Origin of the sequence: Sorangium sp. So ce124, assembly GCF_051525235.1 — a bacterium.
GTDB classification, from domain to species: Bacteria; Myxococcota_A; Polyangia; order Polyangiales; family Polyangiaceae; genus Sorangium; species Sorangium atrum.
Map to the genome: position 1 here is coordinate 12707026 of NZ_CP150312.1, position 12745 is coordinate 12719770.

The window sequence follows — 12745 nt, forward strand, 5'->3', positions numbered from 1 at the left end:
GCGCGGCCATTGGACCGAGCGTAGCGCCACCCGGTGGAGATGGTCTAGGCGTCCCGGTCGCCGTCGTCGAGCCACGCGTCGACGCGGACCCCGACCAGGTTGCGCTTCTCCATCGCCGCCAGGATGCGCGGGAGCGCCAGGGGCCCTGCGGGGGCGTGGTCGTCGCGCTCGGCCGCGTCGTGGAGCAGCACGATGGCCCCGTCGCGGAGCCCCGGGATGATCCGCCCCGCCACCCGCCCGGGGTCCGCCCCAGGGAGCCCGTCGAACCCCCGCGCCGACCAGCCGATTACGTCGAGGTCGAGCGCGTCCACCACGCGGGCGATGCGCGGGCTCGTGTGGCCGACGGGCGGCCTGAAGATGGTGGGGCGGGCGCCGGTGATCCGCTCGATGACGTCGAGCCCCTGCCGGAGGTCGCGCTCGACCCGGCGGGCCGAGCGCAGCGAGAAGAGCCGGTCGTGCGCGTGGCTGTGCAGGCCGATGGCGTGGCCCCGCGCCGCGATCTCGCGGACGAGCTCCGGGTGGGCCTCGGCCTTGCGGCCGATGACGAAGAACGTCGCCTTCACGCCCGCCTCGTCGAGGAGCGCGAGGACCGCCGGCGTGTGCTCCGGGCTCGGCCCGTCGTCGAAGGTCAGCGCCACGCCCCTCGCGCCGGGCGGGCCGCGCTTCACGACGTCGACGAACATGCCGAGCCCGAGGAAGAAGACCCCGCACAGGATGAGGGCGACGTAGCCGGCGATGGCCGCGCACGCGACCGCGATGGGCACCGGCGCGACGAGCAGCGAGCGCGCGACCAGCGCGAGCGCGCCCAGCGACGCGGCATAGAGGAGGGCCCGCGCGAACGGCACGGGTTACTTCTTCGCGCGCTTCTTTTCGGGCTCGACCTCGAGGTCGTCGTCGAGCTCGTCCGCCGCGGCGGAGGCGGCGATGCGCTTGTTGTTGCCCCCGGCCGCCGCCTTCACCGCCGGCTTCGCGCCAGGCTTCTCCTCGTCCGAGGGGTCGTTGTCGGCCTCGTAGAAGCCGCCGAGGAGCGCGGCGATCGCGGCGAGCGACGTGACCGCCAGGCCGCCGAACGTCCCGGTGCTCCCCGCGGCCTCGCCGAGCGACAGGTTCGCGCCCCCGAGCTCGCCGAGCGGCACAGGCACCGGCACCGTGAGCCACCTGCGCGCGGCGTACATCAGGCCAGCGCCGAGCAGCGCTCCGACGAAGGCCTTCATCCCCGCCTCGATCTTCGCGTCCTTCGCCCAGATGGGCTTGCCCGCGATCAGCCCCACGAGGACCCCGGCGAGCGCCGCGGCCACGTAAGCGATGATCGCCACCGGCGCGGCGAAGCCGAGCTTCGCCAGCGCGAAGCCCAGCAGGCCCCCCACGATGAGCCCCTTCACAACCCCGAGGATCAGGCGACCCAGCATCAGATCCATCCTTGGCACGACGCGGGGCGCCGTTCAACATGGCGCGGCGCCATGGCGCCGTTGAAACGCGGCCCCGCGCGGTCGCGTCCCCGGCGTCGTTCCGTACCGTTCCGTACCGTTCCGCGTCGTTCCGCGTCGTTCCGCGTCGTTCCGCGTCGTTCCGCGTCGTTCCGCGTCGTTCCGCGTCGTTCCGCGTCGTTCCGCAGGGCGCCGCGTTGTGAGCGCGACCGCGCGGCGCCATCGGGCCGCGCCAGGAGAGCGACCGCGCGGCGCCCCCTGTGGTAGACGGCCCCCACCGCCCGGGTAGCCCGCTCCTCCTCGACAACGCGCTCGGCCCTGCCGCGCGCCGCGCCCCTCGCCACAGCCTGACCCGGACTCCGACCGGCCGTGCTCTTCAATACCCTCCGTTACGCCGAGTTCTTCGCCGCCGTCTTCGTCGGATCGTGGGCGCTCGTGCGGTACGCCGGCGCCTGGCCGCGCCTCGTGTTCCTGCTGCTGTTGAGCTACGGGTTCTACGCGACCTGGGACTGGCGCTACCTGCCGCTCATCTTCGCCTCGTCCACCGTCGACTTCTTCCTCGCCCGCGCGATCGCCCGCGAGGAGCGGCCCCGGGCGCGGCGCGCGATGCTCGTCGCCACGGTGGTGCTGAACCTCGGGTTCCTGGGGTTCTTCAAGTACTGGAACTTCGCGCTCGAGAACGCCGCGGCGCTCCGCGCCCTGCTCACGGGCGAGCCGGCGAGCGTGGGCCACGCGTTCCGGGTGCTCCTGCCGCCGGTCGGCATCTCGTTCTTCACGTTCGAGTCGATGAGCTACGTCGTCGATGTGTACCGGGGCGAGCTCCCGCCCCACAAGAGCTACCTCCGCTACCTGCTCTTCGTCGCCTTCTTCCCGCACCTCGTCGCCGGGCCCATCGTGCGCCCGCGGGACCTGCTCCCGCAGTTCGAGCGCGCCCCGAGCCTCACCCTCGAGGAGGGCGGGGCGGCGCTGTTCCTCGTCGCGATCGGCCTCGTGAAGAAGGTCGTCCTCTCCGACCAGCTCGCGCTCAACCTCGTCGACCGCGTGTTCGAGCGCCCGGAGAACTACTCGGCCCTGGAGGTCCTCGCGGGCGTCTACGGCTACGCCGCGCAGATCTACTGCGATTTCTCGGGCTACACCGACATCGCGATCGGCTCGGCGCTCCTGCTCGGCGTGCGGTTCCCCAAGAACTTCGACGCGCCGTACAAGGCGCACAACCTCGCTGATTTCTGGCGCCGCTGGCACATCTCGCTCTCCACCTGGCTCCGCGACTACCTGTACATCCCGCTCGGCGGCAACCGCGGCTCCGAGCTGGCGACGTACCGCAACCTGATGATCACGATGCTGCTCGGCGGCCTCTGGCACGGGGCATCGTGGAACTTCGTCTTCTGGGGCTTCCTCCACGGCCTCGGCCTCGCCGTGACGCGCGCCTTCCAGCGCGCCGTCCAGCGCCGGCGACCGGCCGGCGAGGGCGAGCGCGGGGGGGCGACCGCGAGCTCACCCCTCTCCCGCGTTCCCCTCCGCGCGCTGTGCGTGCTGCTGACGTTCCACTACGTCTGCTTCGCGTGGATCTTCTTCCGCGTGCCGACCTTCTCGCAGGCCGTGCTCATCCTGCGGCAGATCGGCACGCTGACGACCTTCCACCCGAACCTCCCGCCCGTGCTGGTCGCGCTCCTCGGGGTCGCGCTCCTGTCCCATTACGTGCCGGAGCGCCTCTACGAGCGCGCCCGCGGCGCCTTCATCGCGGCGCCTGCGCCGGTGCAGGGCGCGCTGCTGTTCCTCGTCGCGATCGGTCTCCACGAGGCGGCGAGCGCAGCCGCGGTGCCGTTCGTGTACTTCCAGTTCTGATCTGGGCGCAGGAGGCCGGACGCGCCCCGTCCACGCATGCGGGACGCCGTCCTCGCGGCGCTCTCGCCGGCCGATCCGCGGCTCCGGCCGCACCGCTCATCCGGGCGACGGCAGCCGGATCCGACCCTTCCACGACCGGTTCTTCGGCTTGCAGTCCCACAGGATCGCGCCGGTGTCGGCCCGCGTGAACACGTCGATCCGGCCGCCGCGATGCACCGCTGTGGCCGGTCCGGTCGGCATCGCGAACACCCGCTGCTGCGACTCGAACGTCAGATACGCGTCCGAGCCGCCGCGATCCCGCGCGCTCGTCTCGTAGCGCAGCTCGGGCGGGGCCGACTTGTCCGGGGGCATCACCCAGTCCCAGGACGGATCGTTGACGCTGCCGTCGATGCGATAGAGCCGGCCGTCCACGACACCGAAGATGTTGAGGTGATCGGCCGCCGTCGCCATCACCGCGATCGGGGCGTCATGCGTGAGGACGTCGACGACGGGCGGCTTGAGCTTCGGCTGGAGGAGGATCAGACGGTCCCGGGGTCGTCGATAATCGACCGCGTCATCATCTTGATGTGCGCATCCCCGGCCGTCGTGATCGCGAGCTCGATCGACAGGCCTGGATCCTTGTCACCGCCGCCCGAGTAGGTATCGAGCACCGTCGGGGTCGGGAGGTACTTCGCGATCTTCGCGCGAGCGTGGGTGATGATGCCGTCGATGATACCGCGGTACTGGGCCGGCCCGCCCGTCTCGATGTCGATGAACTTCCCGAGCTGTTGGAAGAACTCGATGATCGCGCCGCCGCCGCTGAGCTCGTACTGCACGTTCGGCTCTTCGGGGGCGACGCCGTCGATGCGTGTCCGCGTGACGACCACGCACTGCCGATCGAACCCGCCGTGATGATAGTCGTCGTCGCTGCGGTAAGGGTTGATGAAGATCTCCAGCCCCTCGGGCACGGGGGTGACGGCCTGCGCCCTGATCCTGGTGGGGGTCGCCGCCCCCAGCGCGGTGGGCGAGGTGAACAGCGAGCCGTCTTCCAGGGCATCGCACAACTTCTGCCAGGTGGTCGGCACCACCTGCTGGGACTGGCCGAACATGGGCGCGACCTCGAGCACCAGCTCGGTGATGAGCCCGAGCGATCCGACGCTGACCAGCGAGGCGCGGAACAGCTTGTCGTCGCGGTGGATCTCCACGTCGGGAAGCGTCTTGGCCAGCTCCTCGTCGGCCGTGATCCCTCGCCGACCGTCCATCCGCCGCCGGTCTACGCCGTCGTGGCGTCGGTGATCTGCCCGGGCGAGGTGCGCGAGATCGCGCCGCTCAGTACAGATCCGTCCGGAGCAACACGCGTGCCCTGCCGACGACCCGCGGCGGGTCTCGAATCGTGGCCGGGACATGGCTGGAGTCCTGAAACAGCGGGGGCACTCCAGCCGGCGCCTCCGGCGCGACGGGCTCCGGCTCGCAGCGGGCCGGCCGGGCGCCGGTCCCCTCTGGAAGGGACACTTGCCTGAAGGGCCCGCGTCCCCGGGTGCACTGTGTGGAGGGCTTCCCATCGTGTGCGAGTCGCCGCACACCGAACGGGGCCCGCGGCGCGAAGCGCGGCGAGACGGCTCCGGCACGGGCGTTGCAAACCGTAGCGGGAACCCATGGAGACCATGATGAGCAGAACCCGATTCGTACTCGTCGCCACCACCCTCTCACTCGCCTTCGCCTCGTCGGCGGGCACGGCCATGGCCGGCTCGAAGCGCTGCCGCACCTCACCCGGCAACTGGAACGCTCCGCGGGGCGCGGCCGTGGTCACCCGCACTCCGGGCGTCGTATCGGCCATCTTCGATGTCGCTGACCTGGACTTCACGCACGTGATGCTGTCCGGCGGCTCCTCGACGATGTTCCACGCGACGCGCCCCGATCCCAAGCAGAACTCCGACTTAGACGCCATCGTCGGGCGGCCCTTCCACACCGACGGCAAGGTGCTCGCCAGCGGTAACGATGACTCGACCCTCTCGGCGGGACACCCCGGCGTCTCGCGCCTCAACATGGGCGCCACCTACGCGTCGATCTACGGCACGTGCTCTCACGCCTCTCTCGGCACGTGCAGCCATGGCCCGCTCGACGCCGGCAAGTTCGTCACCGGCACCGGCACCGCCGCGATTGCCACCTTCGTCGCGGGGCTTCCCACCGAGCCGGTGTACGAGGCCATCGCGGGCTGGGGTGGTCAGCTCTCGATCTACGAGACCGCCGGGCTCGATCGGGTGCGCTTGCCGCAGCCGTTGAGCAATGTCGTCCCCGGGGCCCCCTCGGGCATGGAGATCTCCGTGGCGACGCCGTACTCGTTCTTCCAGTTCAAGAACCTCGGCACAGCCCACCAGGGCACGGTGCCGCCCGACGGGCTCGCGTGCTCCACGTTCCTCGCCTGGGCGTTCAAGAGGTCCTCCGGGACGACGATCACGCCGACCACCTATTCCTCGGCCACCGTCCACGCCGCGCTCACCGCGGCGCACGACGCCACCGAGGACCTGTGCAAGGACAAGGTCGCTGCGGGCGATTGGTTCACCGAGATCGGCGCCGAGATCGCCAACGTCTGTGATAAGGCTGGCAATCAGATCGCCAACTGCTTCGTCCGGACAGACCCGCTGTGCAAGGACTACGGCGAGGAGTACAAGAGCTCCGCGAACTGGGCCGGGGGCTTGACTGCCACCGTGATCGCCCCGGACCACATCCTTGGCAACGAGGCGACCGGCACCCCCTGGGCGACCTACCGGAAGGTCAATGGCGCGAAGGTGACCATCGCTACCCCCGCGGTGCTCCAGTGGGCGTCGCAGGGCGGCGTCTACGGCTGCTGGGAGACCGACGAGCACTGGCCCGGCTGAACCTCGAAAGCAGATACCTCGGAGCGAGCCATGTCAACCCGCCGTCCTGTCCGATCGGGGCTCATCCTCCTCGCCGCGCTGGCCGTGATCTTCACGATCGCGCTGCTGTTTCAGATGGGCAAGGCGCCTCCCGAGCCTGCCCCGATCGCCCGCAGACCTGTCTCGACCGAACCGGTGCGCTCCGCCGAACCGGCGGCGGAGCGCGCTTCTCCCCCCGCGATGGATGCCGCGCCGCAGCCCGGAGAGCGTGCGGAGCCGCCCGTCATCGAGTCCGTCGATGTCGAGAAGAGCGAGGTGTGCGAGGGCGAGGAGAACATCGTGACCGTGCGCGCCCGAGGTCGGGGTCGCTCAGGCCCGCTCCTGCGCGTGAAGATCGGCAGCAAGGAGGGCACGCGGGTGCCGATTCGCGCGTACCTCGACGAGCGAGGCCGGGTGAAGCTGCCGAAGGTGATCGCCTTCGTCCCGGGCGCTCCGCCGGTCGAGGCGGACCTTCCGCACTATCGGGTCAATCGGTGCGATCCCAAGCCCGTCGTCCGGATCCGGCACCAGGCCCTGCCCAACAGCGACGACGAGATCGAGCTCCTCGCGCGCGTGCTCGTGCCCGATGCCTCGGCGGGGCACCCGCGCGCGATGAAAGCCGAGGAGGCGACGTCGTTCGAGTGGTCCTTCGGCGACGGCGCCTCGGCGAGGTCGGCCGAGCCGCGCGTCAGCCACGACTACGGAAGCCGCCCGCAGGACGCCGAGTATTCCTATTTCCTCGTCGAGGTGAAGGCCAGGCTGGGTGACGGTCGCGTGGTGACCGGCCGCGACACCCTCGATCTGCAGAACCTCGGTTACCACTTCGCGCAGCAGAACCTCGCGCTGATCACGCCCAGGTTCTCCCCGCGCTTCCCGGTGGTCGACGACCAGGGGGTCGTGACCCAGACCGTCTCCCTGCGCCACGCCTCCGCGGAGGACGTGACCATCACACGCCTCAATCGTGTCATGGCCTACGAGGGCGACGTGGGCTCATCGCCTGCCGAGGACGTCGATCCTGCCTCGATCCTCGGCTCGACGACCATCCCGGCGGGCAGCTCGATTTCGTTCACGGTCAAGCTGCGGATGCGCGAGACGCCTGATGTCATGTTCGAGACGTACGAGGTGCATGGCCATACGGCCTCCGGCATGCCGGCCGCGGGGTCCTTCGCGGTGATGCGCCCTCCGCCCGATCCCACGCCGACCTCGGGCGAGGAGGTCACGTCGCCCGCGATGATCGCGCGGATCGAGCGCGCCCAGCAGCGTCTCGGCAAGGAGCTCGTGACGCAGGGCGATCTGATTCGCCTCGAGCAGGAGGGATCGTTCGACGATCTGCCGCGCGCTGAGGAGACAGGCGCGGTTGACCGTCCCGGGGTGGGTCGTTAGCCCCGCGTCACCGCCGGAGCCGCCGTACGCTCATGCACCCGAGCGCCCTGATCGCCTTCATCGCCTGCGCCGGTCAGCTCGGCGTGGCGCTCCTCGCGCTGCTCCGGCCGGGGCGCAGCCCGCTGGCGATGCCGCTTGCGCTGCTCGCGGCCGATCTCTTTGCATGGAACTTCGCGCTCGCCGCGGCCGATCTCTCGCAGTCACCGATCTGGCCCTGGCTCGACGCGACCGCCACTCCGCTCACTGCGCCCCTGGGCCTCGATTTCGTGCTCGTCTTCGTGGGGCAGCGGCGCTCGCTGCGCCGGCTGCGGCGAGCGGCGTACGCCTGTTTCGGGCTGCTCTCGTCCATCGTGGCGGCGAGCGCGCTCTTCCCCGCGCTGCGCGAGGTCACCGGTCCGCAGGCGCGCGCGTGGCCGCTGATGTTGCTCGCGGGGACCGCGTCCGTGTGCGCCGTCGCGGGCTGGCTGCTCGTGCGCCACCTGCGCGAGGCGACCAGCCCGGACGAGGCGGCGCGCACCCGGCTGCTCCTGCTCGCGCTGCCGATCGGCGCGGCGCTCGGCTCGACGGAGTTCCTGATCAACCCGCTCTCACCGCTCGGTATCGCGATCCCGCACCTTGGCAGCGTGGGCGTGTTGCTGTGCGCCGTCGTGATGGCGATCGTCGCGCTCCGGCTGCGCTTGTTTGGCCACGAGCTCTCGACGAGCGTCGTCGTCCACGCGACCGGGCTCACCATCGCGGGCGTCGCGGCCTACGCGGTCTTGTTCCAGCTCCTCGGGGCGCACCGGGCGCTGCTCGTCGGTGCGACCACGCTGCTCACCATCAGCCTCATTACGGTGGCGCGGCGCGCCGCAGCAGACGCCGCGCGGCGCCGCGAGCGCCTCTCCCAGCTCGCGGCGCTCGGTCGCATCTCCGCGCAGATGGCGCACGATCTGAAGAATCCGCTGGCCGCTCTCAAGGGCGCGGCACAGTTCCTCGTCGAGGAGCGGGCCCGGGGGCGATCCATCGACGGACACACCCGGTTTCTCGACCTGATGCTCACGCAGATCGGGCGCATCGAGCGATCCATCGACGAGTACCAGGGCGCGCTCCGAATCGATCCGACCCGCGCGCCCGTGTCCGTGGCGACGCTCGTGCGCGACACCCTCGCGCTGCAGCCCTTCGCCGCCTCGAGCAATATCGCCGTGCGGGCCGATCTCGCCGGCGATCTGCCCCTGCTGCACGCCGATCAAGACCTGCTCTCGAGGGTGCTCGAGAACCTGATGCGCAACGCCTTCGAGGCCATGCCCGGCGGGGGCGTCGTCACCGTGCGCGCCGAGCGGTCCGAGGCTCCCGATGGGGTGGCGATCACGGTCGAGGACACCGGCGAGGGCATGGACGCGCGCGCCCGCGAGCAGGCCTTCGACGAATTTTTCACCACCAAGGCCATGGGCGCAGGGCTCGGGCTTCCATTCGCACGGCGTGTCGTCGAGGCACACGGGGGCGACATCGAGCTCCATCCCCGGCCCGGCGGGGGCACCGCCGTGCGGATGCGGTTTCCCGCGGCCTAGCGCGGGCACGCACGGCGTTCGGCCGTGCTACATTCTGCTCGCGTTCCATGACCTGTGCCGCAGTCGACGCCCACGTCCTCATCGTCGACGACGACCCCGCGGTCAGTGTGGTGCTCGCCGCGCTGCTCGAGCAGGCAGCCATGCGCGCCACGTGCGTCGAGTCGGGCAAGGCCGCGCTCGTGGCGCTCGCCGCCGCGCCGGTCGACGTGGTGGTGACCGATCTCCGGATGGCGGGGATGGACGGAATGGAGCTGCTCGATCGGGTGAACCGCGTCCACCCCGGGATCCCCGTCATCGTGATCTCCGCTCACGGTACGGTGCGGCTCGCCGTCGAGGCGATGCGGCGCGGCGCCGCCGACTTCATCCTCAAGCCCTTTGATCGGCAGGAGATCGTCTACAGCGTCCGCAAGGCCCTGGCCGCCACGGCTCCCGCCGAGGCCACCGCGCACCTCGAGACCGAGCTCGTCGGCGAGTCGCAGGAAATGGCCGATTGCCGCGCCCTGCTCGCCCGCGCCGCGCGCACCGCGGCCACAGTGCTCCTGCGCGGCGAGAGCGGCGTCGGCAAGGATCTGGCGGCGCGCGAGATCCACCGGCTCAGCGGGAGGAGCACGGGGCCCTTCGTGAAGGTGCATAGCGGGGCGCTGCCGGACTCGCTGCTCGAGAGCGAGCTTTTCGGCCACGAGAAGGGGGCGTTCACGGGCGCCGCCGCGCGCAAGCCCGGCCGCATGGAGCTCGCCGAGGGCGGCACGCTGTTCCTGGATGAGATCGGCGACATCACCCCCGCCATGCAGATCAAGCTCCTGCGCGTCCTGCAAGAGCGCGAGTTCGAGCGGCTCGGCGGCACCCAGACGCTCAGGGCCGACGTGCGCTTCGTCGCGGCCACGCACCGCGATCTCGAAGCGATGGCGCGCCGGGGCGATTTCCGCGAGGACCTCTATTACCGCCTCTCCGTCGTGCCCATCTGGGTCCCCCCGCTGCGCGCCCGGCGGGGCGACGTCGCGCTGCTCGCGCGCCGCTTCGCGGCCCTGCTCGCGAAGCAGCACGGCCGCGCCGGCCTCGCGCTCGACGGCGGAGCCGTCGAGCGTCTGACGGAGGAGCGCTGGCCGGGCAACGTGCGGCAGCTACAGAACTTCGTCGAGCGGCTCGTGGTGCTCTCCGACGGGCCGATCGTCACGGCGGCAGATGTGTCGCGCGAGCTCGCCCGCCGCTCGATCAGCGCCCCCGAGGGCCCCTCACCCTCCGCGACCGAGGAGGGCGGCGGCACCGCCGGTCTGGACGCGCGGCGACGCGGGGCGGAGCGCGAGGCGATCATCACCGCGCTCCGGCAGTCCGGCAATAACCGCACCGTGGCCGCGCGCATCCTGGGCATCAGCCGGCGGACGCTCTACGCGAAGCTCGAAGAGCACGATCTCCGGTGACGACCGGGGACGCCGTCGCGACTCGGCCGCTCGAAGGCCGTCGCTTTGAACAGGTTGAAACCCCGGGGAGCATCAGGGCTTTCCCAGGGAGACGGGGAGGTCCTCCTCTCTCTTCCTCCCTGCCTCCTCGTCTCCCTGTTGACTTCGCTCGGGTTCTCGACGTGATGGGTGTCCTGCGTGAGGGGCGCCATCGGGACGAAGCCGGGGGCCGCGACGAGCGCCGCCATCAGCACGGGGCGGGGCCGCGGTGTCGTTCGTGTACGTCCCGTTCCGAGCGGGCGGTGCAGCAGACGGGAGAGCTGAGCCACGGAGGCGGAGGGGAACGGGGCAAGCGCGGCGTGCTCTCTGGCGTCACCGTGGTTCATTTCTCGGGATTTCAGTCGCATCGGGGGACTACGCTCTCGCCGTGCGCCCGCCCCCTCTCGCCGCCCTCGCCCCCCTCGCCGTCCTCCTTGCCGGCGCGCTGTCGTGCAGCGTGGCCAACGTGCCGGCGAACGCGATGCCGATGATCCGGGCGCGCGCCACCTCCGACCTCGACTGCGCCGACAGGGACGTCCGCATCGAGGAGCAGCTCGGCGGCCATTTCAAGGCCGTCGGCTGCGGTCGCAAGGCGTACTACCGGGCCGCCTGCGAGGCGCTCCGCTGCGTTGTGAGCGGCGAGGGCGAGGCGATGGTCCCCTGGAGAGACCGCCCGGATCCGGCCGAGGTCGACCGGCAGCGGGACCGGCTGCCGTTCGAGTAGGTCGGGGCGCATCGGATGAGCGCGCTGCGCGCCCGGGCCGATGCGCCCGGGCAGCACACCGGCGGCAGCCGCCGGCGGACCGCGGGTTTTCCGGCCTTTTTCGGGCACGCGCGGCCGGGCTTGGGGTAGCCTGCGCCGTCCCGGGGATCTGCCGCGGGGTTCGGCCATGGCCTACATCACCACCGAGAGCTGTACGTGACGGACACGGAGCAGGCCGACACCGACGCCCGGCCCGAGCCGGATCCGAGCTCGCCGCCGGAGGCGCAGGCCGACGCCGAGCCGCGGCGCCCGCCGAAGAAGCGCAGGAAGCGGCGCGACGAGAAGGCGGCGCCGCCCCCCGGCAACGACGCGCCGGCGGGCCCTCGCGATCCCGAGATCGAGCGCCTCGAGCAGGCGTTCGAGCGCGGCGACTACGCGCTGGTCCGCGCGGAGGCGGGGCGGCTCGCGAAGGAGGCCGAGCACGACGACGTCCGCCGCGCGGCGCGGGCGCTGCTGCGCCGGGTCGACCCCGACCCGCTCGCCGTCGTCCTGCTCGTCGCGGCCATGGCGCTGCTCGCGTTCCTCGCGCTCTGGTACTGGTCCCACGGCCACGCGGCCCCGTGACGATCGAGGAGGCAGCGGGGTGAACGCCGAGCCCGGACGTCCCTCAGGCCGCCGCCCCGCGCGTTGGCTCGCCGCGCTCGCGCTCGCGCTGAGCGCCTGCGGGGGCGCCGCCAGCCCGGGTCGGCCCGTTGTGTGGGACGCGGCGCCCGACGGGCAGCAAGGCGCCACCTCGGGCACGCGGGCCGAGCGCTACTTCCCGCTCGTCGACGGGCACATCTACCACTACGCGACCATGAGCGAGGGCGGTGAGCAGGGCCTCCTCGTCGCGCGCGTGCACCGCGCGGACGCGCGCCGCGGCGAGCTCCGGTTCCCCTCGGGGGTGAAGCGCTTCGAGTTCACCACCGAGGGCGTGATCCGCAGCGACACGGGCGTCTTCGTGCTCAAGGAGCCGATCGCGCCCGGCACCACGTGGACCGGCGAGCACGGCGGCCGCGCGCGGATCGCCGCGGTCGACGTGGCGATCGAGGTGCCCGCGGGGCGGTTCACGGGGTGCGTGCAGACCGTGGAGGAGCGCCTCGGCGACAGGCCGGCGCGCTACGTGTCGACGTTCTGCCCGGACGTCGGCGTGGTCGTGATCGAGGCCGCGGGCGGCGCGAGCTACGAGCGGGCCGAGCTCAAGAGCTACGCGCCGCCCGTCGACATGGGCCCCGACGGCGTGCGGCGCGCCCCGGCCGAGCCGCCGCCCAGCGCGAGCGCGCCCTGAGCGCGCCGCGCACGCTCCTCGGTGGAGGCCGCCCGTGCGCGCTCGCCCGGCAAGGCACGCCGCGCGCGCTCGCCCGGCGGCGCATCACGTTGCTTTTTGCGCAGGCGCGCAATCCGTGCGACCCGTGCCAGGCCCTTCCGTTTCCCGGGGGGCGGGAAGTAGACTCCCGGCGCCGCTCGTGGCGCGGGCGCACCGCTTGCT

Annotated in this window: 12 protein-coding genes; 8 read left to right on the forward strand and 4 right to left on the reverse strand. The window is 71.8% G+C overall.

The genetic code is table 11. The annotated features are described in order from the left end of the window. Positions 1-44 precede the first annotated feature (44 nt). Positions 45-845, reverse strand: coding sequence for a polysaccharide deacetylase family protein (locus WMF19_RS47590; RefSeq protein WP_437896399.1), 801 nt, complete (start codon positions 843-845; stop codon positions 45-47). Positions 846-848: 3 nt separating this feature from the next. Continuing rightward, a complete protein-coding gene (locus WMF19_RS47595) occupies positions 849-1409 on the reverse strand; it encodes a hypothetical protein (RefSeq protein WP_437326096.1) in 561 nt (186 codons plus the stop codon). 387 nt (positions 1410-1796) lie between these two features. Here WMF19_RS47595 and WMF19_RS47600 point away from each other — a divergent pair, with 387 nt between their 5' ends. Continuing rightward, a complete protein-coding gene (locus WMF19_RS47600) occupies positions 1797-3272 on the forward strand; it encodes an MBOAT family O-acyltransferase (protein WP_437896400.1) in 1476 nt (491 codons plus the stop codon). A gap of 96 nt (positions 3273-3368) precedes the next feature. On the opposite strand, the gene WMF19_RS47605 is transcribed toward WMF19_RS47600, so the two are convergent. Further along, positions 3369-3722: a hypothetical protein gene (locus WMF19_RS47605; protein ID WP_437896401.1), complete on the reverse strand. Its 354-nt coding sequence runs from the start codon at positions 3720-3722 to the stop codon at positions 3369-3371. 68 nt (positions 3723-3790) lie between these two features. Beyond that, the gene (locus WMF19_RS47610) at positions 3791-4513 is read right to left on the reverse strand and encodes a hypothetical protein (RefSeq protein WP_437896402.1); all 723 of its coding nucleotides are present in this window, start codon (positions 4511-4513) and stop codon (positions 3791-3793) included. 402 nt (positions 4514-4915) lie between these two features. Between WMF19_RS47610 and WMF19_RS47615 the strand changes: the two genes are divergently transcribed. The 7 genes from WMF19_RS47615 (at position 4916) to WMF19_RS47645 (ending at position 12544) form a co-directional block, all read left to right on the forward strand. Further along, positions 4916-6130, forward strand: a complete 1215-nt coding sequence (locus WMF19_RS47615; RefSeq protein ID WP_437896403.1) for a hypothetical protein — start codon at positions 4916-4918, stop codon at positions 6128-6130. A 30-nt stretch (positions 6131-6160) separates the two neighbouring features. Beyond that, on the forward strand, positions 6161-7531 hold the full coding sequence (locus WMF19_RS47620; RefSeq protein WP_437896404.1) for a hypothetical protein: 1371 nt from the start codon (positions 6161-6163) through the stop codon (positions 7529-7531). 32 nt (positions 7532-7563) lie between these two features. After that, positions 7564-9078 carry a sensor histidine kinase gene (locus WMF19_RS47625; RefSeq protein WP_437896405.1) on the forward strand — a complete coding sequence of 505 codons (1515 nt, stop codon included), beginning with the start codon at positions 7564-7566 and terminating at the stop codon, positions 9076-9078. A gap of 47 nt (positions 9079-9125) precedes the next feature. Further along, a complete protein-coding gene (locus WMF19_RS47630; protein WP_437896406.1) occupies positions 9126-10496 on the forward strand; it encodes a sigma-54-dependent transcriptional regulator in 1371 nt (456 codons plus the stop codon). 406 nt (positions 10497-10902) lie between these two features. Next, a complete protein-coding gene (locus tag WMF19_RS47635; protein ID WP_437896407.1) occupies positions 10903-11238 on the forward strand; it encodes a hypothetical protein in 336 nt (111 codons plus the stop codon). A 195-nt stretch (positions 11239-11433) separates the two neighbouring features. Beyond that, complete coding sequence (locus tag WMF19_RS47640; RefSeq protein ID WP_437896408.1) at positions 11434-11841, forward strand: hypothetical protein; 408 nt, start codon at positions 11434-11436, stop codon at positions 11839-11841. Between the two features lie 19 nt (positions 11842-11860). Beyond that, on the forward strand, positions 11861-12544 hold the full coding sequence (locus WMF19_RS47645) for a hypothetical protein (RefSeq protein ID WP_437896409.1): 684 nt from the start codon (positions 11861-11863) through the stop codon (positions 12542-12544). The last annotated feature ends 201 nt before the right edge of the window (positions 12545-12745 follow it).